Consider the following 25428-nt stretch of genomic DNA (forward strand, 5'->3'; position numbering starts at 1 on the left):
CGCCGGGCGGGGTGCCGTGCCCGGGTCTCACCAAGCGGGATCGACCAGTTCGGTGGCGTACGGCGGCTCCGCGCCCGGCCGGGAGCAGGTGACTGCCGCCGCCCGCGCGGCGAACCGCAGTAGGCGGGACCAGTCGTCGCCGCTGAGCCCGGCGATGGCGGCGGGGGAGAGGGCGTCCTGGTGCGAAAGCCCGTGTAGCAGCGCGGCGTTGACGGTGTCACCGGCGCCGATCGTGTCCACGACGTCGACCCGCTCGCCCGGCACCGAGTACTCGCCCCCGTCCCGCGTGAACGCCGTGAGCCCCTCCCCGCCGCGCGTGATCACCACGGCTTCGGGGCCCGCGGACAGCCACTCCTGCGGCGTGCCGCCCAGCCACTCGGCGTCGTCCTCGGAGAGCTTCAGCAGCGTCGTCGAGGCGAGCCAGTTCTTGAAGCGGGCCCGGTAGGCGTCCGCGTCCGGGATCAGACCGGCCCGGATGTTCGGGTCGAGCGCCGTGCACAGGCCCTGCGAGGCGGCCGAACGCATCACGTCCTCGTACGCGCTCGCGCCCGGTTCGAGCACCAGCGAGCAAGTGCCGAACGACACAGCGCGCGTGCCCGCCGGCAGCGCCTCGGGCACCGCGAAGAGCCGGTCGGCGGTCCCCTCCACGTAGAAGGAGTACCCGGCGGAGCCGTCGGCGCCGATCGACGCCACAGCGAGCGTCGTCGGTTCGTCGCCCCGCTGGACCGGGGACACGTCCACCCCGGCCGCCCGCAGGCCGCCGAGCAGGGCCTCCCCGAAGGCGTCCCGCGACACCCGCGAGCAGAACGCCACGGACGAGCCGAGGCGGCCGAGCGCCACCGCCGTGTTGTACGGGCCGCCGCCGAGCCGCGGGGCGAGGGCGGGCAGTTCGGTGACGGGTCCGCCGTCGACGGGCACGTCCTGCGGGACGAGGTCGATCAGCGCCTCTCCGGCGACGACTATCACGGTGTGTCCTTTCGAGCGGGCGAGCGAGTGCGCGGGCGAGCGAGTGAGCGGACGGTGGGGGTCCGCGGGCAACCTCGACGCTGACGCTGACGCTAAAGCCTCACGCCGAGCGCGGCACCGCCTCACGCGAACCGGGCACGCACGCCGTGCACCCGGGCACGTAGACCCTGCATCCGGGCACGATTATCCCGGAACGGTTCACTCCCAGTCCCACCCGATGCCCACAAGCCCCGCCCGCACCTGCGGCTCCACCATGTGCACCGATCGGTGCGGGCCGCTCAGCGTGAGTTCGTGGCGGCCGCCGCGCGGTCCCGCGGCCGACCGCTGGGCGAAGCGGTGGCAGCGCACGGGCAGCGCGTCGTCCGCGAACCGGACCTGGAGCGCGTACTGCCCGCCGGCGAAGCCGAATCCGCGGACGCACTCGGACACGGAACCGGCCGTCCCGTCCTCGAAGCCGTAGTGGAACAGATGCGTGTCACCCGCCCGGAGCCGCGCGTCGAAGAGCAACTCGGCGACCAGGACGCCCGTCCCGTCGTCCCAACGCACGCGCCCCGTACGACAGTTCTCCACGGCGTAGACCGCCACATCCGCCGGGGAACAGCCCGGGTCGCCATGGTGGACGGCCACATATCGGTCCACTCCGTCGCGGTGCGCCCGCACGATGTGCTGCGATTCCCTGCCGAGGAGCTGCCGGTGCGCGCCGATCCGCACCCGCTCGTGGTGCCCGACGGTGTGCAGTCCGCCGTCCAGCGGGGACTCCAGCTCCGCGAGCAGCCGCTCGACGGCCCCGGACGCCTCGACGAGCGACCGGTACGAGCTGGTCGCGGGGCGCTTGGGCACGTCGGTGTCGGCGACCGGGCCGAGCAGCCGGATCAGCGACTCCTCGGGCAGTTCGAGGATCTCCTCCAGGGCGCGCACGGCCCGCATCGATTCGGGACGCTGCGGCCGCCGTGCGCCCTGCTGCCAGTAACTGAGACTGGTGACACCGATGTTGACCCCGTGACGGGCGAGGTGATGGCGCACGCGGTGCAGGGGGAGTCCGCGGGCGACGATCGCGGCCCGCAGCGCGTTGTGGAACGGACCGAAGCGCAGGGCCGCGTCCAGCTCCGGCGCCTGCGCCTCCGCTTGCACCTGGCCCTGCACCTGGCCCTGCACCTGGCCCTGTGTCTGCGCCTGCGCCGGTTCCGTACGCCGTTCGCCGAACCGCATCCGGGCCTCCTGCTCGTGCGACGCCATTCACTGCCGTGAGGCACCGGCATTGAAGCGTGTCGACCCGCCCCGGACAACGCCCCGGACAAGACTCGCCCCACACCGCGGCGCCCACCCCACTGACGGCACCCCGAACTGTCACACACCGCCAGTAGGGTGTCTGACATGGCCGACCCCTCCAGCTACCGCCCCAAGCCGGGACAGATCCCCGACTCCCCAGGGGTGTACAGGTTCCGCGACGAGCACCGCCGGGTGATCTACGTCGGGAAGGCGAAAAGCCTGCGCCAGCGCCTGGCGAACTACTTCCAGGACCTGGCGACCCTGCACCCCCGTACGCGCACGATGGTCACCACGGCCGCGTCCGTGGAGTGGACCGTGGTGTCCACGGAGGTCGAGGCGCTTCAGCTGGAGTACTCCTGGATCAAGGAGTACGACCCCCGGTTCAACGTCAAGTACCGCGACGACAAGAGCTATCCGTACCTCGCGGTGACGATGAACGAGGAGTTTCCGCGGGTCCAGGTGATGCGCGGCCAGAAGAAGAAGGGCGTGCGCTACTTCGGTCCGTACGGGCACGCGTGGGCGATCCGCGACACCGTGGACCTGCTCCTGCGCGTCTTCCCGGTGCGCACCTGCTCCAAGGGCGTGTTCAACAACGCGAAGCGCACGGGCCGCCCCTGCCTGCTCGGCTACATCGGCAAGTGCTCGGCGCCCTGTGTGGGCCGCGTCACGCCCGAGGAGCACGGCGAACTGGCCGAGGAGTTCTGCGACTTCATGGCGGGACGTACGGGGACGTACATCCGGCGCCTGGAGAAGGACATGGCCGCTGCCGCCGACGAGATGGAGTACGAGCGGGCGGCCCGCCTGCGCGACGACATCGAGGCGCTCAAGAAGGCCATGGAGAAGAGCGCCGTCGTCCTCACCGACGCCACCGACGCCGATCTCATCGCCCTCGCCGAGGACGAGCTGGAGGCGGCCGTCCAGATCTTCCACGTGCGCGGCGGACGCGTGCGCGGCCAGCGCGGCTGGGTCACCGACAAGGTCGAGGCGGTCACCAGCGGTGACCTCGTCGAGCACGCGCTCCAGCAGCTCTACGGGGAGGAGACCGGGGACGCCGTCCCCAAGGAGGTCCTCGTCCCCGCGCTGCCCGACCCCCTGGAGCCCGTCCAGGCCTGGCTCACCGAGCGCCGCGGGTCGAACGTGTCGTTGCGCATCCCGCAGCGCGGCGACAAGAAGGCACTCATGGAGACGGTCCACAGGAACGCGCAGCAGGCGCTCGTCCTGCACAAGACGAAGCGCGCCTCCGACCTCACCACGCGCTCGCGCGCGCTGGAGGAGATCGCCGCGGCCCTCGACCTGGACAGTGCCCCGCTGCGCATCGAGTGCTACGACATCTCGCACCTCCAGGGCGACGACGTCGTGGCGTCCATGGTCGTCTTCGAGGACGGCCTCGCCCGCAAGAGCGAGTACCGCCGTTTCGAGATCAAGGGCTTCGAGGGGCAGGACGACGTCCGCTCCATGCACGAGGTCATCACCCGCCGCTTCAAGCGCTACCTCTCCGCCCAGGAGAAGTCGCGGGAGTGGTCGGACGAGGGGCCGGACACGGGCGAGACGGTCCCGGAGGACGCGGCCCCCGAGGAGTCGCGCCTCACAGAGGACGACGGACGGCCCAAGAAGTTCGCCTACCCGCCCCAGCTCGTGGTGGTCGACGGCGGGCAGCCGCAGGTCGCGGCGGCCAAGCGGGCCCTGGACGAGCTCGGGATCGACGACATCGCGGTGTGCGGCCTTGCCAAGCGCCTCGAAGAGGTCTGGGTGCCCGACGAGGAGGACCCGGTGGTCCTTCCCCGCACCAGCGAAGGGCTCTACCTGCTCCAGCGCGTGCGCGACGAGGCGCACCGCTTCGCGATCACCTACCAGCGCGCCAAACGGGCCAAGCGCTTCCGGGCGGGCCCGCTGGACGAGGTGCCGGGGCTCGGGGACTCGCGCAAGCAGGCGCTGCTCAAGCACTTCGGGTCGGTGAAGCGGCTGCGGGCCGCCACCATCGACCAGATCTGCGAGGTCCCCGGCATAGGCCGCAAGACGGCCGAGGCCATCGTGGTGGCCTTCGCCAAGGCCGCCCCCGCCGCGCCCGCGGTGAACACGGCCACCGGAGAGATCATTGAAAACGAAGACGAAGCGGTCGGCATGACGGACGTGCCGACCGGCGGGGACCCCGTCAGCGCGGGCGCCCCGGAGGAACGACGGGGGCAGGAGTCATGAGCGGACAGGACCACGAGAGCAGCGACGGCAGCGGCACGCCACAGGGCCCCGCGGCACACGAACAACCGCAACCACAGCACGGAGCACAAGTGAGCACGGGCACCGGAGCAGGGACAGGACCAGGTACGGAACCGGGCACGGACGCCGCCCCCGACACCGGAGCGGGAGCCGGCAAGAGCGCCGACGCGCCGGGCGTCCCCGACGCCGCCATCCCCGAGCTGGTGATCATCTCCGGGATGTCGGGCGCGGGCCGCTCCACGGCGGCGAAGTGCCTGGAGGACCTCGGCTGGTTCGTCGTCGACAACCTGCCGCCCGCGCTGATCCCTACCATGGTCGAGCTCGGCGCCCGCTCGCAGGGCAACGTGGCGCGGATCGCGGTCGTCGTCGACGTACGGGGACGGCGCTTCTTCGACAACCTCCGGCAGTCCCTCGCGGACCTGGAGGCCAAGCACGTCACGCGCCGCATCGTCTTCCTGGAGTCCTCCGACGAGGCGCTGGTGCGCCGCTTCGAGTCCGTGCGCCGCCCGCACCCCCTCCAGGGCGACGGCCGCATCGTCGACGGCATCGCGGCCGAGCGCGAGCTGCTGCGCGAGCTGCGCGGCGACGCCGACCTGGTCATCGACACCTCCAGCCTCAACGTCCACGAACTGCGCGCCAAGATGGACGCCCAGTTCGCCGGCGAGGAGGAGCCCGAGCTGCGGGCCACCGTCATGTCGTTCGGCTTCAAGTACGGCCTTCCGGTCGACGCGGACCTCGTGGTCGACATGCGCTTCCTGCCGAACCCGCACTGGGTCCCCGAGCTGCGCCCCTTCACCGGGCTCAACGAGGAGGTGTCGAACTACGTCTTCTCGCAGCCCAGCGCCAAGGAGTTCCTCGACCGCTACACCGAGCTGCTCCAGCTGATCGCCGCCGGCTACCGCCGTGAGGGCAAGCGCTACGTGACGATCGCCGTCGGCTGCACGGGCGGCAAGCACCGCTCCGTCGCCACCTCGGAGAAGCTCGCCGCCCGCCTCGCCGCGCAAGGCGTGGAGACCGTGGTCGTCCACCGCGACATGGGACGGGAATGACGGGACGTACCCTGCGGCTCACCAGCAGGATCCGCCGCAGAACCTCACCGGTGAAGCCGGGCAAGGGCACCACCCCCAAGGTCGTCGCCCTCGGCGGCGGCATGGGCCTGTCGGCGTCCCTGGCCGCGCTGCGCCGCATCACGAACAACCTCACCGCCGTCGTCACGGTCGCCGACGACGGCGGCTCCAGCGGCCGTCTGCGCGACGAGCTGGGCGTGCTGCCGCCGGGCGACCTGCGCAAGGCACTCGCGGCGCTGTGCGGGGACGACGACTGGGGGCAGACGTGGTCCCGCGTCATCCAGCACCGCTTCCAGTCCAAGGGCGACCTGCACGAGCACGCGGTCGGCAATCTGCTGATCGTCGCCCTGTGGGAACAGCTCGGCGATCATGTGCAGGCCCTGGACCTGGTCGGCAAGCTGCTCGGCGCGCAGGGGCGGGTGCTGCCCATGTCCGCCGTCCCGCTGGAGCTCCAGGCCCAGGTGAAGGGGCACGATCCGACACGCCCGGACGACATCGAGACGGTGCGGGGGCAGGCCACGGTTGCGCTGACCCGCGGCGAGGTCCAGTCCGTGCATGTGGTGCCGCACGACCCGCCGGCCGTCCCCGAGGCGGTCGCCGCGGTGCTCGACGCGGACTGGGTGGTGCTCGGCCCGGGCTCCTGGTTCTCCTCCGTGATCCCGCATCTGCTGGTCCCCGAGTTGCTCGACGCGCTGGTCGAGACGAAGGCCCGCCGGGTCCTCTCGCTGAACCTCGCGCCGCAACCCGGAGAAACTGAGGGGTTCTCCCCGCAGCGTCATTTGGAAGTTTTGGGACGACACGCACCTAAACTCGCCCTGGACGTGGTGCTGGCCGACGAGGCCGCCGTGCCCGATCGCGAGTCCCTGACCGAAACCGCGCGTGAGCGTTTCGGCGCCGCGGTCGAGCTGGCGCCGGTGGCCAGGCCCGACGGAACTCCGAGGCACGACCCGGAGCTGTTGGCCGCCGCGTACGACCGTATTTTTCGGATGCATGGAAGGATCGGCCCATGGCGATGACGGCAGCGGTGAAGGACGAGATCTCCCGGCTTCCCGTCACCCGGACCTGCTGCAGGAAGGCCGAGGTCTCGGCCATTCTGCGGTTTGCGGGCGGCCTTCACCTGGTGAGCGGCCGCATCGTGATCGAGGCGGAGCTGGACACCGCGATGGCCGCACGGCGGCTCAAGCGGGACATTCTCGAGATCTTCGGGCACAGCTCGGAGCTGATCGTGATGGCGCCCGGCGGGCTGCGCCGCGGCTCGCGGTTCGTTGTACGAGTGGTGGCGGGCGGCGACCAGCTGGCTCGCCAGACGGGCCTGGTGGACGGCCGAGGCCGTCCGATCCGGGGCCTGCCGCCGCAGGTGGTCTCGGGGGCCACCTGCGACGCGGAGGCGGCCTGGCGCGGCGCGTTCCTGGCGCACGGCTCGCTCACCGAGCCGGGGCGCTCCAGCTCGCTGGAGGTGACCTGCCCGGGCCCCGAGGCGGCGCTCGCCCTGGTCGGCGCCGCCCGCAGGCTCCAGATCGCGGGCAAGGCCCGTGAGGTGCGCGGCGTGGACCGCGTGGTGGTGCGCGACGGTGACGCGATCGGCGCTCTGCTCACCCGTATGGGGGCGCACGAGTCGGTGCTCGCCTGGGAGGAGCGGCGGATGCGCCGCGAGGTGCGCGCCACGGCGAACCGCCTCGCGAACTTCGACGACGCGAACCTGCGCCGCTCGGCCCGCGCCGCGGTCGCGGCCGGCGCCCGGGTGCAGCGCGCCCTGGAGATCCTCGCGGACGACGTGCCCGAGCACCTCGCCGCGGCGGGCCGCCTGCGCATGGAGCACAAGCAGGCCTCCCTGGAGGAGCTGGGGGCGCTCGCCGACCCGCCGCTGACCAAGGACGCCGTCGCGGGCCGCATCCGCCGCCTGCTGGCCATGGCGGACAAGCGGGCCCAGGACCTCGGCATCCCCGGCACGGAGTCCAACATCACGGAGGACATGGCGGAGGAGATGACGGACGAGATGGCGGAGAGCCTCGCGCAGAACATGGCGGGCTGATTCGCACGACAGCTCCGAAAAGCCGGTGGCGGCGCCCGATCCCGGGCGCCGCCACCGGCTTTTCCGCGTCCGCGAACGGGAGTTGAGGCCCCCTTGGACGCCCCCTTGACTTGACCATGAACTGTCACGAGTCTGGCGTTTGTTCGCTTCTGCGGCATCACGCCACAACCGTGGCAGACAACTGCAAGGGGGGGGGCTCATGCGTCGAAGAGCGGGACGAAGAGCGGGACGAAGAGCGAGATCGATCCTCGCTGTCGGAGCGCTCGTCCTCGGGGTGGGAGGCGCCGCACTGGCGCCCGTCGCCCACGCGGACGACGGTCCGGCGAAAGGCAATCCAGGCGCGGACGCCGTCAAGGTGTTCCGCGCCGAGGTGTCGAAGGAGCAGATACCGCTGCTCCTCCAGGCCGGCCAGGACGGCCACGAACTCGGCGAGCAGGCGCCCGGCAAGGGCACTTCGAAGGTCGAGGTCTACCTCACCGACAAGCAGGCCGACAGCCTCCGCAAGAAGGGCGTCGACCTCACCGAGCACAAGCTGACCGCCAGGGCTACGGCCCGCGTGAAGGCCGCGGGCGACGGTGTCTTCCGCCCGTACAGCGGCAAGGGCGGCCTCCAGGAGGAGATCCTCCGCACCGCTCAGGAGCATCCCGACCTCACCAAGGTCGTCTCCATCGGCAAGACGCTCCAGGGCCAGGACATCCTCGCCCTCAAGCTCAGCAAGAACGCCAAGAAGGCCAAGGACGGCACGAAGCCGTCCGTGCTCTACATGTCGAACCAGCACGCGCGCGAGTGGATCACCCCTGAGATGACCCGCCGCTTGATGCACCACTACGTGGACAACTACGCCAAGGACGGGCGCATCAAGAAGCTCGTCGACTCCACGGAGATGTGGTTCGTCCTCTCCGCCAATCCCGACGGCTACGACTGGACGTTCAAGGACGCGGCCAACCGCCAGTGGCGCAAGAACATGCGCGACAACAACGGCGACGGCAAGTACACCACCGGCGACGGCGTCGACCTCAACCGCAACTTCGCCTACAAGTGGGGCTACGACGACGAGGGTTCGTCGCCCGACCCCGTGAACCAGACCTACCGCGGCGCGAGCCCGAACTCCGAGCCGGAGACCAAGGCCCTCGACGCCTTCGAGAAGCGCGTCGGCTTCGACTACGCCATCAATTACCACTCCGCCGCCGAACTGCTGCTCTACGGAGTGGGCTGGCAGGTCGCCACGCCGACCCCGGACGACGTGCTCTACAAGGCGCTCGCCGGCACCCCGGAGAAGTCCGCGATCCCCGGCTACCACCCGCAGGTCTCCTCGGAGCTGTACACGACGAACGGCGAGGCCGACGGGCACGCCGGCAACGTCAACGGCACCTCGATGTTCACGCCCGAGATGAGCACCTGCCAGACCGCGTCGAACGTCGACCCGAACGACGCGTGGAACCCCGGCGACTGCGCGTCGGTCTTCACGTTCCCGGACGACGAGAAGCTCATCCAGGCCGAGTTCGAGAAGAACATCCCCTTCGCGATGTCGGTCGCCGAGACCGCCTCGCACCCCGACCAGCCGTCGTCCTCGGTCGGCATGGAGGCGCCCGACTTCACCCCGGCGAAGTTCACGACTTCGTACGCCCGCGGTGGCGACCAGGAAGTTTCCGTGACCGCGCGGAAGTCCGTGCGTGACAAGGAGCTGAACTACCGGGTCAATGGCGGCCGTTCGCACGATGAGGAATTGCGCGCCTGGAAGGGCGGCGAGACCTACGGGGGCGACGACAATCTGCACTTCGACGCCTATAGGGCGAAGGTCGAGGACGCCGATGTGGGCGACAAGGTAGAGGTGTGGTTCACGGGACGAACAAAATCCGGAAAGAACACAAGCAGCGAGCACTTCACCTACACCGTCGCCGCACGCGACAAGGGCGACACACTTGTCGTCGCGGAGAACGACGCCGCGGGCGTGCAAACGGCCGCCTACGTGAACGCACTGAAGGCGGCGGGCCGCTCGCCGGTCGTCTGGAACGTCGCGAAGCAGGGCGCTCCCGACCCGCTCGGCGTCCTCGGCCACTTCAAGGCGGTCGTCCACTACACGAGCGCGGACCGTCCCGCCCTCGCCACCCAACTCGCCGTACGCGACTACCTGAACGAGGGCGGCAAGCTCGTCGAGGCCGGTGAGAAGGCGGGCGGCTCCGTCGACATCGGCGACACCACGACGAACGACTTCAGCCAGTACTACCTGGGCGCCTACTCGCGCACGGCGTCCCCCGTGGCGACCCGTTTCGACGGTTCCGGCGCCCTCGACGGGATCGCCGCGTCCCTCGGCGACGCCCCCGGCAACCCGCTGAACGGCGCGGGCCTGTACGAGGCGACCTCCGCCACGCTGCCGAAGTTCAGCAGCGCGGGAGCGGGCCAGTACGAAGGCGCGGGCATGGCGGCCGCCGTCCACACGGACGACGCGTACAAGCGCCTGACCCGCACCATCGACCTCTCCGGGGTCACCGCGGCCCAGCAGCCGTCCCTGCGGATGCAGCTCCTGTGGGACACCGAACCGGGCTACGACCACGTACTCCTGGAGGCGCACACGACCGGTGCGGAGGACTGGACGACCCTGCCCGACAAGGACGGCCTGACCTCGAACAAGGTGCCCACGGAGTGCGAGGCGGGATTCTTCGTCCAGGACCACCCGGCGCTCACCCGCTACCTGACGCCGGACGGCGCCGCCTGCGGCAACTCCGGCACCTCGGGCCAGTGGAACAGCCTCACCGGCTCATCGGACGACTGGAAGACGGTCACGTACGACCTGAGCGCCTACGCCGGGAAGTCCGTCGAGGTGTCCCTGAGTTACGTGACCGACCCCGGCACCGGGGGCGAGGGCGTGCGCGCCGACAACGCCTCCGTCGTCATCGGGGGCCAGGCCACCGAGACCGAGGACTTCGAGACGTCCCTGGGCGCCTGGAACGTCCCCGGACCGCCCGCGGGCAGCCCGCCCGCCGTGAAGGACTGGGCGCTCGCCAAGGACCTGTTCACGACCTACGGGGCGATCAGCACGCCGGACACGGTGCTCCTCGGATTCGGTCTGGAACACGTCACCGCGACGGCCGATCGAAATGCGCTCATCAGAAAGGCCCTGCGCTCAATTAGCGACTGATCGGAGCCTGAATTACCCGCGAAATACACGGCGGCCCGTACGTTACTCATCAGTACGGGCCGCTGTGTCCTGCATGGAGTCGCTCGATGTCACCTCAAGCGCTTATGGGAGGTAGGGTCGGAGGCGGTCGGGGACATCCCAAATAAATCTCGCCGGCGTCGATACTCCGGCGTACCAACGAGGAGATCGGTTCGTGACGATCCGCGTAGGCATCAACGGCTTTGGCCGCATCGGTCGCAATTATTTCCGCGCCCTCCTTGAGCAGGGTGCAGACATCGAGATCGTGGCTGTCAACGACCTGGGTGACACCGCGACCACCGCACACCTTCTGAAGTACGACACCATCCTGGGCCGACTCAAGGCCGAGGTGTCGCACACGGAGGACACCATCACGGTCGACGGTCACACCATCAAGGTGCTGTCCGAGCGCAACCCTGCCGACATTCCGTGGGGTCAGCTCGGCGTCGACGTCGTGATCGAGTCCACGGGCATCTTCACGAAGAAGGCAGACGCCGAGAAGCACATCGCCGGCGGCGCCAAGAAGGTCCTCATCTCGGCTCCGGCCAAGGACGAGGACATCACCATCGTGATGGGCGTCAACCAGGACCAGTACGACCCGGCGAACCACCACGTCATCTCGAACGCGTCCTGCACCACCAACTGTGTGGCGCCGATGGCGAAGGTGCTCGACGAGAACTTCGGCATCAACCGTGGCCTGATGACGACGGTTCACGCGTACACGAACGACCAGCGCATCCTGGACTTCCCGCACAGCGACCTGCGCCGCGCGCGTGCCGCCGCGGAGAACATCATCCCGACCACGACGGGCGCCGCCAAGGCCACCGCCCTGGTCCTGCCGCAGCTCAAGGGCAAGCTCGACGGCATCGCGATGCGCGTCCCGGTCCCGACCGGCTCGGCCACCGACCTCGTCGTGGAGCTCCAGCGCGAGACCACCAAGGAAGAGGTCAACGCCGCGTTCAAGAAGGCCGCGGACGGCGAGCTCAAGGGCATCCTGTACTACACCGAGGACCCGATCGTGTCCTCGGACATCGTCGGCGAGCCGGCCTCCTGCACCTTCGACTCCTCCCTGACCATGGTCCAGGAGGGCAACTCGGTGAAGATCCTCGGCTGGTACGACAACGAGTGGGGCTACTCCAACCGTCTCGTCGACCTCACGGTCTTCGTCGGCGGCCAGCTCTGAGCCTCTAAGGTTCTGGAGCAGCAAGGCACTGAGATGTGAGCGAAGGGTCCGGACCCGCGCGAGGCCGCGCGACAGTCCGGACCCTTCGCGCGTCAGCCTCCAAGGCTCGCCTTTCAAGAACGTGCACGACCAGCCCTCTCAAGGAGCCCATCCATGAAGACGATTGAGGAACTTCTCGCCGAAGGGGTCGACGGGAAGCGGGTGTTCGTCCGCGCCGACCTCAACGTGCCGCTGGCCGACGGCCTCATCACCGACGACGGCCGCATCCGCGCCGTCCTGCCCACCGTGCAGGCCCTGGCCGGCGCCGGCGCCAAGGTGATCGTCGCCTCCCACCTGGGCCGCCCCAAGGGCGCCCCGGACCCGCAGTTCTCGCTGCTGCCCGCCGCCGAGCGCCTCGGCGAACTCCTCGGCAAGCCGGTGGCGTTCGCCCAGGACACGGTGGGCCCCGCCGCCAACGAGGCCGTGGACGGCCTCGAGCCCGGCCAGATCGCCGTCATCGAGAACCTGCGCTTCAACGCCGGCGAGACGAGCAAGGACGACGCCGAGCGCGGCGACTTCGCCGAGCAGCTCGCGAACCTTGCCGACGTCTACGTAGGCGACGGTTTCGGCGCCGTGCACCGCAAGCACGCCTCCGTGTACGACCTGCCGAAGCGGCTTCCGCACTACGCCGGCTACCTCATCGCCACCGAGGTCGGCGTCCTCAAGAAGCTCACCGACGACGTCAAGCGCCCCTACGTGGTCGCGCTCGGCGGCGCCAAGGTCTCCGACAAGCTGGCCGTCATCGACCAGCTGCTCGGCAAGGCCGACCGTCTCCTCATCGGCGGCGGCATGGCGTACACCTTCCTCAAGGCCAAGGGCTACGAGGTCGGCATCTCGCTCCTCCAGGAGGACCAGATCCCGGTCGTCACGGAGTACATGGAGCGCGCCGAGAAGAACGGCGTGGAGCTCGTGCTTCCCGTGGACGTGCTGGTCTCGTCCGAGTTCCCGGACCTCAAGGGCAAGACGCCGGCCAACCCGTCGACCGTCGCCGCGGACGCCATCCCGGCCGACCAGGAGGGCCTGGACATCGGCCCTCAGACCCGCAAGCTGTACGCCTCGAAGCTCGCCGACGCGGAGACCGTGTTCTGGAACGGCCCGATGGGCGTCTTCGAGCACCCCGACTACGCCGAGGGCACCAAGGCGGTCGCCCAGGCCCTCATCGACGCCCCGGGCTTCACCGTGGTGGGTGGCGGAGACTCCGCCGCGGCGGTCCGTACCCTGGGCTTCGACGAGAAGGCATTCGGCCACATCTCGACCGGCGGTGGCGCCTCCCTCGAGTACCTCGAGGGCAAGACGCTGCCCGGTCTCGCCGCACTGGAGGACTGACCCCGCATGACTGCTCCCGTACAGGGCCGCACGCCGCTGATGGCGGGCAACTGGAAGATGAACCTCAACCACCTCGAGGCCATCGCGCACGTCCAGAAGCTCGCTTTCGCTCTCGCGGACAAGGACTACGACGCCGTCGAGGTCGCCGTTCTTCCGCCGTTCACCGACCTGCGCTCCGTGCAGACGCTGGTCGACGGCGACAAGCTGAAGATCAAGTACGGCGCCCAGGACCTCTCGGCGCACGACTCCGGCGCGTACACGGGTGAGATCTCCGGCCCGATGCTCGCCAAGCTGAAGTGCACCTTCGTGGCGATCGGCCACTCGGAGCGCCGGCAGTACCACGACGAGACCGACGAGGTCGTCAACGGCAAGGTGAAGGCCGCGTACAAGCACGGCCTGACGCCGATCCTGTGCGTCGGCGAGGAGCTGGACGTCCGCGAGGCGGGCAACCACGTCTCCCACACGCTCGCCCAGGTCGAGGGCGGCCTGAAGGACCTGCCCGCCGAGCAGGCCGAGACCATCGTCATCGCCTACGAGCCCGTGTGGGCCATCGGCACCGGCAAGGTGTGCGGCGCCGACGACGCGCAGGAGGTCTGCGCGGCGATCCGCGGCAAGCTCGCCGACCTGTACTCGCAGGACGTCGCCGACAAGATCCGCATCCAGTACGGCGGCTCGGTGAAGTCCGGGAACGTCGCGGAGATCATGGCCAAGCCCGACATCGACGGCGCGCTGATCGGCGGCGCCTCGCTGGACGCGGACGAGTTCGTCAAGATCGTTCGCTTCCACGAGCAGTGACACGAGCAGCGAGTAGGCGCTAGCCGCCATACGTCGTACCCTTGCGGGGCCGAGGCTCTTCACCGAGCTTCGGCCCCGTCGTCCAAACAAGTCCGACATATAAGTCCGAGGAAGTTGGTCCAGCCGTGGTTATGGGGTTCTCGATCGCCCTGATCGTCTTCAGCCTGCTGCTGATGCTCCTTGTGCTGATGCACAAGGGAAAGGGTGGCGGCCTCTCCGACATGTTCGGTGGCGGCATGCAGTCCTCCGTCGGTGGCTCCTCGGTCGCCGAGCGGAACCTCGACCGGATCACGATCGTGATCGGTCTTCTGTGGTTCGCGTGCATCGTGGTGCTCGGCATTCTGATGAAGATCAACAACTGACTTTCGGGTCCCGGTCCCTGGGGCCGGCCCGCCACAACCGCATATCTCTCACGTAAAGCCCCATGTTCGGTACGCGCTCAACAACGCGGCCTATCATGGGGCTTGCGTCTGGGGAGCGATGTAACTCCAAGCACTGGACGCGCGTTGGGCCTTACGTAGACTGAGGCGCTCCGCGGCGAAGCGCGAACGCCGACACGCTTCGCGGCACCATCACGCAGGGAGTTACGACCGTGGCAAGTGGCAACGCGATCCGAGGAAGTCGGGTCGGGGCGGGGCCGATGGGCGAGGCCGAGCGCGGCGAGTCCGCGCCGCGCCTGCGCATCTCCTTCTGGTGCTCGAACGGGCACGAGACGCAGCCGAGCTTCGCCTCCGACGCGCAGGTGCCGGAGACCTGGGACTGTCCGCGCTGCGGCTTCCCGGCCGGGCAGGACAGGGACAACCCGCCGGACCCGCCGCGTACGGAGCCGTACAAGACGCACCTGGCCTACGTGCGGGAGCGGCGCAGCGACGCGGACGGTGAGGCGATCCTCGCCGAGGCGCTCGCGAAACTACGGGGCGAGATCTGACCCGCCGAAAGGGCCGGGCACTTGAGAAGGTGCCAGGCCCTTAGCCGTATCTCCTCTCATCCCTCATTCGTGTGGGCACCGAAAGGCCCGATTCACCCTGATCAATTAGGTTGGACGGCAGCAGCGGGGCACCGTACGTGCGCAGGTACGAGAGAAGGCTGAAGTTCGAGATGAACGCGTCCGACAAGCAGACAGCACTCACGCAGACGCCCGAATGGCAGGCGCTCGCCAAGCACCGGGGGCAGCTGGGCGACGTACAGCTGCGGGAGTTGTTCGAGGCCGATCCCGCGCGCGGGTCCGGCTGGGCGCTGCGGGTCGGTGACCTGCACGTCGACTACTCCAAGCACCTCGTCACCGACGAGACGCTGCGGCTGCTGCGCGAGCTGGCGGAGGCGACCGACGTGTTCGGTCTGCGCGACGCCATGTTCCGCGGCGACAAGATCAACACCACCGAGGACCGGGCTGTCCTGCACACCGCGCTGCGTGCTCCGCGGGACGCCGTGATCGAGGTCGACGGTGAGAACGTGGTGCCGGGCGTGCACGCCGTGCTCGACAAGATGGCCGCCTTCGCCGACCGGGTCAGGTCGGGGGAGTGGACCGGGCACACCGGCAAGCGGATCAGGAACGTCGTCAACATCGGCATCGGCGGCTCCGACCTCGGTCCCGCGATGGCGTACGAGGTGCTGCGCTCCTTCGCGGACCGCGACCTCACCGTCCGCTTCGTGTCGAACGTCGACGGGGCCGATCTGCACGAGGCCGTACGGGACCTGGACCCGGCGGAGACGCTGTTCGTCATCGCCTCGAAGACCTTCACCACCATCGAGACGATCACCAACGCGACGTCCGCGCGCGACTGGCTGCTCACCGAGCTGAGGGTCGGTCAGGAAGCCGTCGCCAAGCACTTCGTGGCGCTTTCGACGAACGCGGAGAAGGTGTCGGAGTTCGGCATCGACACGGCCAACATGTTCGAGTTCTGGGACTGGGTCGGCGGACGCTATTCGTATGACTCCGCGATCGGGCTCGCGCTGATGATCGCGATCGGTCCGGACGCGTTCCGCGAGATGCTCGACGGGTTCCACCTCGTCGACGAGCACTTCCGCACCGCGCCCGCCGAGTCCAATGTCCCATTGCTTATGGGCCTGTTGGGCATCTGGTACGGCAACTTCCACGACGCGCAGTCGCACGCCGTGCTGCCGTACTCGCACTACCTCTCCAAGTTCACGGCGTACCTTCAGCAGCTCGACATGGAGTCGAACGGGAAGTACGTGCAGCGGAATGGCGAGGAGGTCGGTTGGCAGACCGGCCCCGTGGTGTGGGGCACGCCGGGCACGAACGGGCAGCACGCCTACTACCAACTCATCCATCAGGGAACGAAGTTGATCCCGGCGGACTTCATCGGCTTCGCCGAGCCCGTCGCCGATCTGCTGCCGGGGCTCGTCGCCCAGCACGACCTCCTGATGGCCAACTTCTTCGCGCAGACCCAGGCGTTGGCCTTCGGCAAGACGCCCGACGAGGTGCGCGCAGAGGGGGTGCCCGAGGAGCTGGTGCCGCACAAGACGTTCAAGGGCAACCACCCGACGACCACGATCCTCGCGAAGGACCTCACGCCGTCCGTGCTCGGGCAGTTGGTCGCCCTCTACGAGCACAAGGTGTTCGTGCAGGGCGCCGTCTGGAACATCGACTCCTTCGACCAGTGGGGCGTCGAACTCGGCAAGGTCCTCGCCAAGCGCGTCGAGCCTGCGCTCACCGAGGGCACGGAGGTGCCGGGGCTCGACACGTCGACGCGGGCGCTGGTCGGGAAGTACCGGGAGCTGCGGGGACGTTAACCGTTATTGGGGTGCGCAAAGTCCTCTCCGCACGTGAGACTGCCGGTTCGTGACCCAGCCGGGAGGCACCCTGTGGACCAGCTCATGTCGGCGCTCGCCGACCCCGAACGACTCAGGCTCTACGCGCGCATCGTCCTCGAGGAACTTCCACCGCGTGAAGCCGACTCCCCGGTGGCCCGCAAGCATCTCGGCAAGCTGATCGGCGCGGGACTCGTCGAGCGTCTCGATGACGGTTCGCTGCGGGCGGGGCCCGAGGTCTTCCGCCACCACCGGGCGCCCGAGCCCACCACGGGGGTTCCGCGTCACCTCACGGGGTTCTTCTCCCGGGGCCGGCTGACCGCCATACCGGTTCGGCCCGCCGTCCGCCACGAACTCCTCGTGCACCTCACGGGCACCCTCTTCGACGCCGAGCGCACCTACAGCGAGCGCGAGGTCAACGAGGCGCTGCGCACGGTCCACGACGACACGGCGGCGCTGCGCCGCCACTGCGTCACGGACGGGCTCCTCGTACGCGAGAAGGACGGTTCGGACTACCGGGTGCCGCAGTACGCGTAAGGCCCCGCTACCTCAAGGGAGTTCTTGAGGAAGCGGGGCCTTCGGGTCTGCGCGGGGCGCCGTTACGCGACGGCCGGCGGATACAGCTCCGGCGGCAGCTGCGACGCCGCGGCGGCGTCCAGCAGCCACAGCGTGCGGGCGCGGCCGTACGCGCCCGCCGCCGGGGCCTGGATCTCGCCCGCGCCGGACAGGGCGATCGCGGCGGCCTTCGCTTTGCCCTCGCCCGCGGCGAGCAGCCACACCTCGCGCGCGGCCCGGATCGCCGGGAGCGTGAGCGTGGTGCGGGTGGGCGGGGGCTTGGGGGCGCCGTGCACGCCGACGACCGTGCGCTCCGTCTCGCGGACCGCCGGAAGCTCAGGGAAGAGCGACGCGACGTGCGTGTCCGGGCCGACGCCGAGCATCAGGACGTCGAAGGTCGGCACGGGGCCGTGGTCCTCGGGCCCCGCGGCGTTGGCGAGCTCGGCCGCGTACGCCTCGGCCGCGGCGTCCGCCTCGAACGGCCCGTCGGAGGCGGGCATCGGGTGCACGCGCGCGGGGTCGAGCGGCACCGCGTCGAGCAGGGCCTCCTTCGCCTGTGTGTAGTTGCGCTCGGGGTCGCCGTCCGGCAGGAAGCGCTCGTCGCCCCACCACAGGTCGAGGCGGCTCCAGTCGATCGCGTCCCGGGCGGGGGCCGCGTGGAGGGCGGCCAGCAGGCCGTTGCCGTTGCGGCCGCCCGTCAGGACGACGGAGGCGGAGCCGCGGGCGGACTGGGCGTCGACGATCTTGGTGATCAGCCGGGCCGCTGCCGCCTGCGCCATCAGCTCCTTGTCGCGGTGGACGACGAGTTGGGGTGCTGCACTCACTTGTCTGCGCTCACTTCGTCGTTGCCTTCTTGGCCGGAGCCTTTTTGGCAGGGGCCTTCTTGGCCGGTGCCTTCTTCGCGGCCGCCTTCTGGGCGGGCGCCGCCGTGGGCGCGGCCGAGGCCGCCGACGACACCGTCTCCGGCACCGCCTTCTGGTCCTCGGGCTCGCCAAGCCGGTCCACGCCGAACCGCAGTGCGGCCGCGTACGTGTCGTCCGGGTCGAGCCGGCGCAGCTCCTCCGCGATCAGCTCGGACGTCTCGCGGCGCTTGAGCGCGACCGCGCGGTCCGGCTGGCCCTGGATGGAGAGCGTGGCGAGCGTGCCGTCGGCCCGGTCGAGGACGATCGGGCCGCAGGTGGACTCCATGCGTACGCCGGTCAGGCCCGGGCCCGCCGACAGGTTGCGCTTCACCGGGACGTCGAGCCGGTCCGCGAGCCACATCGCGAGCAGCTCGCAGCTCGGGTTGAACTCCTCGCCCTCGACCTCGACCGAGGTGACGTCGCAGGTCACCTGGTCGAGCGCGGCGGCCAGCATCGAGCGCCACGGTGTGATCCGGGTCCACGACAGATCGGTGTCACCGGGAGCGTAGGACTCGGCCCTCGCCTCCAGCTCGTGAACCGGCTGCTCGGCCGCGTACGTGTCCGTGACGCGGCGCTGGGCCAGCGCCCCGAGCGGGTCGTTCGCGGGGTCCAGCGGCGCGTCCACGGGCCACCAGACGACCGTCGGGGCGTCGGGCAGCAGCAGAGGGAGCACGACCGACTGGGCGTGGTTGATCACCTCGCCGTACAGGCGGAGCACGACGGTCTCGCCGGTGCCCGCCTCGGCGCCCACCCGCACCTCGGCGTCGAGCCGGGACTTCGTGCGGTCGCGGGGGGAGCGAGAGACGCGCTTGATGACCACGAGGGTGCGCGAGGGGTGCTCGCGCGAGGCCTCGTTGGCGGCCTTCAGGGAGTCGTAGGCGTTCTCCTCGTCGGTGACGATGACGAGGGTCAGCACCATGCCGACGGCGGGGGTGCCGATGGCGCGGCGGCCCTTGACGAGCGCCTTGTTGATCTTGCTGGAGGTGGTGTCCGTGAGATCGATCTTCATGGCCGGCGCCAGCTCCGTCCGTCTCGTGCGAGCATTTCGTCCGCCTCGGCGGGCCCCCACGTGCCGGACGGGTACTGCGCGGGCTTGCCGTGCTTGTCCCAGTACTCCTCGATCGGGTCGAGGATGTTCCAGGACAGCTCGACCTCCTCCGTGCGCGGGAAGAGGTTGGCGTCGCCCAGCAACACGTCCAGGATCAGCCGCTCGTACGCCTCGGGGCTCGACTCCGTGAAGGACTCGCCGTACGCGAAGTCCATCGACACGTCCCGGATCTCCATGGACGTGCCCGGCACCTTCGAGCCGAAGCGGACCGTGATGCCCTCGTCCGGCTGGACGCGGATCACGATCGCGTTCTGGCCGAGCTCCTCCGTCGCCGTGTGGTCGAAGGGGGAGTGCGGCGCCCGCTGGAAGACGACGGCGATCTCGGTGACGCGGCGGCCGAGGCGCTTGCCCGTCCGCAGGTAGAAGGGCACGCCCGCCCAGCGGCGGTTGTCCACCTCCAGCTTCACGGCCGCGTACGTGTCGGTCTTCGACTTCGGGTCGATGCCGTCTTCCTGGAGGTAGCCGACGGCCTTCTCGCCGCCCTGCCACCCGGCCGCGTACTGAGCGAACACCGTGTCCTTGCCGATGTCCCTCGGCAGCTTCACCGCGCCGAGCACCTTGGCCTTCTCGGCGACGAGCGCGTCCGCGTCGAAGGAGGCGGGCTCCTCCATGGCGGTCAGCGCCATCAGCTGGAGCAGGTGGTTCTGGATGACGTCGCGCGCGGCGCCGATGCCGTCGTAGTAGCCGGCGCGGCCGCCGATGCCGATGTCCTCGGCCATCGTGATCTGGATGTGGTCGACGTAGGACCGGTTCCAGATCGGCTCGAACATCTGGTTGGCGAAGCGCAGCGCCAGGATGTTCTGGACGGTCTCCTTGCCGAGGTAGTGGTCGATCCGGAACACCTGGTCCGGGTCGAACACCTCGTGCACGATCGCGTTGAGGTCCTTGGCGGAGGCGAGGTCGTGGCCGAAGGGCTTCTCGATGACGGCGCGCCGCCAGGAGCCGTCGGGGGCGTCGGCGAGGCCGTGCTTCTTCAGCTGCTGGACCACGTTCGGGAAGAACTTGGGGGGTACCGAGAGGTAGAACGCGAAGTTGCCGCCCGTGCCCTGCGACTTGTCCAGGTCGTTGATGGTCGCCTTGAGCTGCTCGAAGGCGTCGTCGTCGTCGAAGTTGCCCTGGACGAAGCGCATCCCCTGGATGAGCTGCTGCCAGACCTCTTCGCGGAACGGCGTGCGCGCGTGCTGCTTGACCGCGTCGTGCACTTCCTGCGCGAAGTCCTCGTCCTGCCACTCGCGGCGGGCGAACCCGATGAGCGAGAAGCCGGGCGGGAGCAGACCTCGGTTCGCGAGGTCGTAAACGGCAGGCATCAGCTTCTTACGTGACAAATCGCCCGTAACGCCGAAAATCACCAGGCCCGACGGCCCCGCGATGCGCGGGAGCCGTCGGTCGGCGGCGTCACGGAGCGGATTGCTGTTCGCTCCGTGTGCGGTCAAGGGATCAGCCCTCCGAGGGGGCGAGGCGCTTGAGCTCCGCCTCGGTCGACTTCAGCAGGTCGTTCCAGGACGCCTCGAACTTCTCGACGCCCTCGTCCTCCAGAAGCTGCACGACCTCGTCGTACGAGATCCCCAGCTTCTCGACGGCCTCGATCTCCTTGCGGGACTCGTCGTACGTGCCCGCGATGGTGTTGCCGGTGATCTGACCGTGGTCGGCCGTCGCCTCGAGGGTGGCCTCCGGCATGGTGTTCACCGTGCCGGGAGCGACCAGGTCGTCGACGTACAGGGTGTCCTTGTACGCCTTGTCCTTGACGCCCGTCGACGCCCACAGCGGGCGCTGCTTGTTGGCCTGCGCCTTGTCGAGCGCGGCCCAGCGGTCGCTGCCGAACACCTCTTCGTACGCCTCGTAGGCGAGCCGCGCGTTGGCGAGGGCGGCCTTGCCGCGCGCCGCCTTGGCGTCGTCCGTGCCGAGGGCGTCGATCCGCTTGTCGATCTCGGCGTCCACGCGGGACACGAAGAACGAGGCGACCGAGTGGATCGTGGACAGGTCCAGGCCCTTGGCCTTGGCCTTCTCCAGGCCGGCGAGGTAGGCGTCCATGACCTCGCGGTAGCGCTCGAGGGAGAAGATCAGCGTGACGTTGACGCTGATGCCGTTGCCGATCGTCTCGGTGATCGCGGGCAGGCCCGCCTTGGTCGCCGGGATCTTGATCAGCGTGTTCGGCCGGTCCACCAGCCACGCGAGCTGGCGGGCCTCGGCGACCGTCGCCTTGGTGTTGTGCGCGAGGCGCGGGTCGACCTCGATCGACACGCGGCCGTCCTGGCCGCCCGTCGCGTCGAAGACCGGGCGCAGGATGTCGGCGGCGTCGCGGACGTCCGCCGTCGTGATCATGCGGACGGCCTCTTCGACGGTGACCTTGCGGGCGGCGAGGTCGGCGAGCTGCTGCTCGTAACCGTCGCCCTGCGAGATCGCCTTCTGGAAGATCGACGGGTTGGTGGTGACGCCCACGACGTGCTGCTCGTCGATCAGTTCGGCGAGGTTGCCGGACGTGATCCGCTTGCGCGACAGGTCGTCCAGCCAGATCGCGACGCCTTCCTCGGAGAGGCGCTTCAGTGCGTCTGTCATGGAAATTGCATCTCCTACGTGTCGTGTCGTACAGGCGTCAGCGCTGGGCCGCGGCGAGGGATTCCTTCGCCTTGGCCGCCACGTTCTCCGGAGTGAAGCCGAACTCCTTGAAGAGGACCTTGCCGTCCGCGGACGCGCCGAAGTGCTCCAGCGAAACGATGCGACCGGCGTCCCCGACGAAGCGGTGCCAGGTCAGACCGATCCCGGCCTCGACCGCGACACGCGCCTTCACCGCGGGCGGCAGGACGCTGTCCCGGTACCCCTGGTCCTGGTCCTCGAACCACTCGACACACGGCATCGAGACGACGCGGGTGGCGATGCCCTCGGACTCCAGCTGCTCACGGGCCTCGACGGCCAGGTGCACCTCGGAACCGGTGGCGATCAGGATCAGGTCCGGCGTCGCCTTGGAGGCCTCGACCAGGACGTAGCCGCCCTTGGCGGTGTCCTCGTTCGCCTCGTACGTCGGCACGCCCTGGCGGGTCAGCGACAGGCCGTGCGGGTGCGAGACGCCGTACTCCTTCTTGCCGCGCCGCAGGATCTCGCGCCAGGCGATCGCCGTCTCGTTGGCGTCCGCGGGGCGCACGACGTTGAGGCCGGGGATGGCGCGCAGCGAGGCGAGGTGCTCGACCGGCTGGTGCGTCGGGCCGTCCTCACCGAGACCGACGGAGTCGTGCGTCCACACGTACGTGACGGGCAGCGACATCAGCGCGGACAGCCGCACGGCGTTGCGCATGTAGTCGGAGAACACCAGGAAGGTGCCGCCGTAGATGCGCGTGTGGCCGTGCAGCGCGATGCCGTTCATCTCCGCGGCCATCGAGTGCTCGCGGATACCGAAGTGGATCGTGCGGCCGTACGGGTCGGCCTCCGGCAGCGGGTTGCCCGCCGGGAGGAACGACGACGTCTTGTCGATCGTCGTGTTGTTCGAGCCCGCGAGGTCGGCGGAGCCGCCCCACAGCTCGGGGATCACACCGCCGAGCGCCTGGAGGACCTTGCCGGAGGCGGCACGGGTGGCGACACCCTTGCCGGTCTCGAAGACGGGGAGCTTCTCCTCCCAGCCCTTGGGCAGCTCGCCCGCGTTGATCCGGTCGAACTCGGCGGCCCGCTCCGGGTTGGCGGCGCGCCACTCGGCGAGCTGCTTGTCCCACTCGGCCTTGGCCTGCGCGCCGCGCTCCAGGGCGCCGCGCGTGTGGTTGATGACCTCGTCGGAGACGTCGAAGGACTTCTCCGGGTCGAAGCCCAGGACGCGCTTGGTGGCGGCCACCTCGTCGTCGCCGAGCGCCGAGCCGTGCGCGGCCTCGGTGTTCTGCGCGTTCGGGGCCGGCCAGGCGATGATCGAGCGCAGCGCGATGAACGACGGCTTGTCGGTGACGGCCTTCGCGGCCTCGATGGCGTTGTAGACGGCCTCGGGGTCCAGGTCGCCGTCCGCCTTCGGCTCCACGCGCTGGACGTGCCAGCCGTAGGCCTCGTAGCGCTTGCAGGTGTCCTCGGAGACGGCGGTCTCGGTGTCGCCCTCGATCGAGATGTGGTTGTCGTCCCACAGCAGGATCAGGTTGCCGAGCTGCTGGTGTCCTGCCATGGAGGAGGCCTCCGCGGAGATGCCCTCCTGGAGGCAGCCGTCACCGGCGATCGCGTAGACGTAGTGGTCGAACGGGCTCTCACCCGTCGCGGCCTCGGGGTCGAACAGGCCGCGCTCGTAGCGGGAGGCCATGGCCATGCCCACGGCGTTGGCGACGCCCTGGCCGAGCGGACCGGTCGTCGTCTCGACACCGGTGGTGTGCCCGTACTCCGGGTGGCCAGGCGTCCGGGAACCCCAGGTGCGGAACGCCTTCAGGTCGTCCAGCTCCAGGCCGAAGCCGGCCAGGTAGAGCTGGATGTAGAGGGTCAGGGACGAGTGCCCCGCGGACAGGACGAAACGGTCCCGCCCGACCCAGTCGGCGTCCGCCGGGTCGTGCCGCATCACCTTCTGAAAGAGGGTGTACGCGGCCGGGGCCAGGCTCATCGCCGTACCGGGATGGCCGTTGCCGACCTTCTGTACGGCGTCGGCGGCCAGGACGCGAGCGGTGTCAACGGCCCGCTGGTCCACATCGGTCCACTCGAAGTCTGTGGTGGTCGGCTTGGTGCTCACCCTGGGTCAGGGCTCCTCTCCACATGTCTCATGCCGGTGACGTCTGTCACCGGCTGTTGTCGAGCCTACCTTCGCTGGGACGTGCTTTTTTCGAGTCATTCCAGACTGCCGGGAGTCTGTCGGATCCGCCTCCTGACGGGGGTCGGCGCGCTTTCGACACGTGAATACGCGGCCGCTCAGATGGGGGCTCATCCGTGGTCGGAATTGCTCATCCGGAAGGGCTCCCCAAGTGGCTTTACGGCATGCGGACCAACACGACCCACCCCCACGAAGGGCTGGGTATGGGCAACGTCTAGAGTGGCGTGGTACGCGCGAGCCTTTACCGGGACTTCACATCAAGTGGTCCGCAACGGGGGCTCGCTGGAGTCTCTGTCAGGGGTGTGCGTGACGGCCGTCGAATCCCGTCCAGCGGGAGCGCTGACGAGCAGCAGTCGGGGCCCGCGGCCGTTCGGGGCCCGCGTCAAGGCGTTCGTGGCCCTGACCAAGCCGCGAATCATCGAGCTGCTTCTCATCACCACGGTTCCGGTGATGTTCCTTGCCGAACAGGGAGTGCCCGACCTCTGGCTCGTGCTCATCACCTGTGTCGGCGGTTACCTGTCGGCGGGCGGTGCCAACGCCCTCAACATGTGGTACGACCGCGACATCGACGCTCTTATGGAGCGCACGTCGCAGCGTCCACTGGTCACCGGCATGGTCAGCCCCAACGAGTGCCTGGCCTTCGGCATCGCCCTCGCGGTGATCTCGACGCTGCTGTTCGGCTTCGCGGTGAACTGGCTGTCGGCCTGGCTGTCCCTGGGCGCACTGCTCTTCTACGTGGTCGTCTACACGATGATCCTGAAGCGTCGTACGGCGCAGAACATCGTGTGGGGCGGCATCGCGGGCTGCCTGCCCGTCCTCATCGGCTGGTCTTCGGTCACGAACTCCATGTCGTGGGCGCCGATCATCCTCTTCGGGGTCATGTTCTTCTGGACGCCGCCGCACTACTGGCCGCTCTCCATGAAGGTGAAGGACGACTACGCGCGCGCAGGCGTTCCGATGCTTCCGGTCCTCGCCTCCAACAAGGTCGTGGCCAAGCAGATCGTCGCCTACAGCTGGGTGATGGTGGCGGTGTCGCTGCTGCTCCAGCCGCTCGGCTACACCGGCTGGTTCTACACGGCGGTCGCGCTGCTCGCCGGCGGGTTCTGGCTGTGGGAGGCGCACGGGCTGCAGAGCCGCGCCAAGGCCGAGATCTCGGGCGCGAAGCTCAAGGAGATGCGGCTGTTCCACTGGTCCATCACCTATGTGTCGCTGGTGTTCGTGGCGATCGCGGTGGACCCGTTCCTGCGCTGATCCTCAGAAGGATTCCCCGGTAGGTCTCGACAA

At 69.4% G+C, this 25428-nt stretch carries 20 protein-coding genes; 13 read left to right on the top strand and 7 right to left on the bottom strand.

Translation table 11 applies throughout. The features are described from left to right. Positions 1–27: 27 nt before the first annotated feature. Together ACP4E5_RS33345 and ACP4E5_RS33350 are read right to left on the bottom strand one after the other, a co-directional pair. Positions 28–966 carry a carbohydrate kinase family protein gene (locus ACP4E5_RS33345; RefSeq protein WP_425835249.1) on the bottom strand — a complete coding sequence of 313 codons (939 nt, stop codon included), beginning with the start codon at positions 964–966 and terminating at the stop codon, positions 28–30. A 198-nt stretch (positions 967–1164) separates the two neighbouring features. Continuing rightward, positions 1165–2175, bottom strand: a complete 1011-nt coding sequence (locus ACP4E5_RS33350; RefSeq protein ID WP_425835251.1) for a hypothetical protein — start codon at positions 2173–2175, stop codon at positions 1165–1167. Between the two features lie 165 nt (positions 2176–2340). Here ACP4E5_RS33350 and uvrC point away from each other — a divergent pair, with 165 nt between their 5' ends. From uvrC to ACP4E5_RS33410, 12 genes are all read left to right on the top strand, one after another. Next, positions 2341–4431, top strand: a complete 2091-nt coding sequence (gene uvrC / locus ACP4E5_RS33355) for an excinuclease ABC subunit UvrC (RefSeq protein WP_425835253.1) — start codon at positions 2341–2343, stop codon at positions 4429–4431. Continuing rightward, entirely contained in the window at positions 4428–5498 is a 1071-nt protein-coding gene (rapZ, locus tag ACP4E5_RS33360) for an RNase adapter RapZ (RefSeq protein ID WP_425835255.1), read from the top strand. Before uvrC ends, rapZ begins: the two co-directional genes overlap by 4 nt. Next, on the top strand, positions 5495–6532 hold the full coding sequence (locus ACP4E5_RS33365; protein WP_425835257.1) for a gluconeogenesis factor YvcK family protein: 1038 nt from the start codon (positions 5495–5497) through the stop codon (positions 6530–6532). The genes rapZ and ACP4E5_RS33365 overlap by 4 nt, the downstream gene beginning before the upstream one ends. Further along, positions 6523–7548, top strand: a complete 1026-nt coding sequence (whiA, locus tag ACP4E5_RS33370; RefSeq protein WP_425835259.1) for a DNA-binding protein WhiA — start codon at positions 6523–6525, stop codon at positions 7546–7548. The genes ACP4E5_RS33365 and whiA overlap by 10 nt, the downstream gene beginning before the upstream one ends. A gap of 199 nt (positions 7549–7747) precedes the next feature. Then, positions 7748–10687 carry a M14 family metallopeptidase gene (locus tag ACP4E5_RS33375; RefSeq protein WP_425835261.1) on the top strand — a complete coding sequence of 980 codons (2940 nt, stop codon included), beginning with the start codon at positions 7748–7750 and terminating at the stop codon, positions 10685–10687. 193 nt (positions 10688–10880) lie between these two features. Continuing rightward, the gene (gap, locus tag ACP4E5_RS33380) at positions 10881–11888 is read left to right on the top strand and encodes a type I glyceraldehyde-3-phosphate dehydrogenase (protein ID WP_425835263.1); all 1008 of its coding nucleotides are present in this window, start codon (positions 10881–10883) and stop codon (positions 11886–11888) included. A gap of 153 nt (positions 11889–12041) precedes the next feature. Continuing rightward, a complete protein-coding gene (locus tag ACP4E5_RS33385) occupies positions 12042–13253 on the top strand; it encodes a phosphoglycerate kinase (RefSeq protein WP_425835265.1) in 1212 nt (403 codons plus the stop codon). Between the two features lie 39 nt (positions 13254–13292). Then, on the top strand, positions 13293–14048 hold the full coding sequence (gene tpiA / locus ACP4E5_RS33390; protein ID WP_425841838.1) for a triose-phosphate isomerase: 756 nt from the start codon (positions 13293–13295) through the stop codon (positions 14046–14048). A gap of 131 nt (positions 14049–14179) precedes the next feature. Then, entirely contained in the window at positions 14180–14410 is a 231-nt protein-coding gene (gene secG / locus ACP4E5_RS33395) for a preprotein translocase subunit SecG (RefSeq protein ID WP_018533286.1), read from the top strand. Positions 14411–14640: 230 nt separating this feature from the next. Further along, positions 14641–14976, top strand: coding sequence for an RNA polymerase-binding protein RbpA (locus ACP4E5_RS33400; RefSeq protein ID WP_003976875.1), 336 nt, complete (start codon positions 14641–14643; stop codon positions 14974–14976). Positions 14977–15146: 170 nt separating this feature from the next. Continuing rightward, complete coding sequence (gene pgi / locus ACP4E5_RS33405) at positions 15147–16802, top strand: glucose-6-phosphate isomerase (RefSeq protein ID WP_425841841.1); 1656 nt, start codon at positions 15147–15149, stop codon at positions 16800–16802. Positions 16803–17135: 333 nt separating this feature from the next. After that, positions 17136–17357, top strand: coding sequence for a DUF2087 domain-containing protein (locus tag ACP4E5_RS33410; protein ID WP_425841844.1), 222 nt, complete (start codon positions 17136–17138; stop codon positions 17355–17357). A gap of 62 nt (positions 17358–17419) precedes the next feature. On the opposite strand, the gene pgl is transcribed toward ACP4E5_RS33410, so the two are convergent. From pgl to tkt, 5 genes are read right to left on the bottom strand one after another with little or no spacing between them, the layout of a single operon-like run. Further along, positions 17420–18199 carry a 6-phosphogluconolactonase gene (pgl, locus tag ACP4E5_RS33415; RefSeq protein ID WP_425835272.1) on the bottom strand — a complete coding sequence of 260 codons (780 nt, stop codon included), beginning with the start codon at positions 18197–18199 and terminating at the stop codon, positions 17420–17422. A 10-nt stretch (positions 18200–18209) separates the two neighbouring features. Further along, positions 18210–19286, bottom strand: coding sequence for a glucose-6-phosphate dehydrogenase assembly protein OpcA (gene opcA / locus ACP4E5_RS33420; RefSeq protein WP_425835274.1), 1077 nt, complete (start codon positions 19284–19286; stop codon positions 18210–18212). Continuing rightward, positions 19283–20818 (bottom strand): glucose-6-phosphate dehydrogenase, encoded by a 1536-nt coding sequence (gene zwf / locus ACP4E5_RS33425; protein WP_425835276.1) that lies wholly within the window; start codon positions 20816–20818, stop codon positions 19283–19285. The genes opcA and zwf overlap by 4 nt, the downstream gene beginning before the upstream one ends. A 4-nt stretch (positions 20819–20822) precedes the next feature. Further along, complete coding sequence (gene tal / locus ACP4E5_RS33430) at positions 20823–21941, bottom strand: transaldolase (RefSeq protein WP_425835278.1); 1119 nt, start codon at positions 21939–21941, stop codon at positions 20823–20825. A gap of 37 nt (positions 21942–21978) precedes the next feature. Further along, on the bottom strand, positions 21979–24066 hold the full coding sequence (gene tkt / locus ACP4E5_RS33435) for a transketolase (RefSeq protein ID WP_425835280.1): 2088 nt from the start codon (positions 24064–24066) through the stop codon (positions 21979–21981). Between the two features lie 378 nt (positions 24067–24444). On the opposite strand from tkt, the gene ACP4E5_RS33440 reads away from it, so the two are divergent. Beyond that, a complete protein-coding gene (locus ACP4E5_RS33440) occupies positions 24445–25395 on the top strand; it encodes a heme o synthase (RefSeq protein WP_425841846.1) in 951 nt (316 codons plus the stop codon). Positions 25396–25428 lie beyond the last annotated feature (33 nt).

This window comes from Streptomyces fractus, from assembly GCF_049844455.1.
GTDB lineage: Bacteria > Actinomycetota > Actinomycetes > Streptomycetales > Streptomycetaceae > Streptomyces > Streptomyces fractus.

Excerpts from the sequence above, each read along its gene's own strand:
- ACP4E5_RS33350 (WP_425835251.1), bottom strand. The coding sequence starts at position 2,175 with ATGCGGTTCGGCGAACGGCGTACGGAACCGGCGCAGGCGCAGACACAG.
- uvrC (WP_425835253.1), top strand. The coding sequence starts at position 2,341 with ATGGCCGACCCCTCCAGCTACCGCCCCAAGCCGGGACAGATCCCCGAC.
- rapZ (WP_425835255.1), top strand. The coding sequence starts at position 4,428 with ATGAGCGGACAGGACCACGAGAGCAGCGACGGCAGCGGCACGCCACAG.
- ACP4E5_RS33365 (WP_425835257.1), top strand. The coding sequence starts at position 5,495 with ATGACGGGACGTACCCTGCGGCTCACCAGCAGGATCCGCCGCAGAACC.
- whiA (WP_425835259.1), top strand. The coding sequence starts at position 6,523 with ATGGCGATGACGGCAGCGGTGAAGGACGAGATCTCCCGGCTTCCCGTC.
- ACP4E5_RS33375 (WP_425835261.1), top strand. The coding sequence starts at position 7,748 with ATGCGTCGAAGAGCGGGACGAAGAGCGGGACGAAGAGCGAGATCGATC.
- ACP4E5_RS33385 (WP_425835265.1), top strand. The coding sequence starts at position 12,042 with ATGAAGACGATTGAGGAACTTCTCGCCGAAGGGGTCGACGGGAAGCGG.
- tpiA (WP_425841838.1), top strand. The coding sequence starts at position 13,293 with ATGGCGGGCAACTGGAAGATGAACCTCAACCACCTCGAGGCCATCGCG.
- secG (WP_018533286.1), top strand. The coding sequence starts at position 14,180 with ATGGGGTTCTCGATCGCCCTGATCGTCTTCAGCCTGCTGCTGATGCTC.
- pgi (WP_425841841.1), top strand. The coding sequence starts at position 15,147 with ATGAACGCGTCCGACAAGCAGACAGCACTCACGCAGACGCCCGAATGG.
- opcA (WP_425835274.1), bottom strand. The coding sequence starts at position 19,286 with ATGAAGATCGATCTCACGGACACCACCTCCAGCAAGATCAACAAGGCG.
- tal (WP_425835278.1), bottom strand. The coding sequence starts at position 21,941 with ATGACAGACGCACTGAAGCGCCTCTCCGAGGAAGGCGTCGCGATCTGG.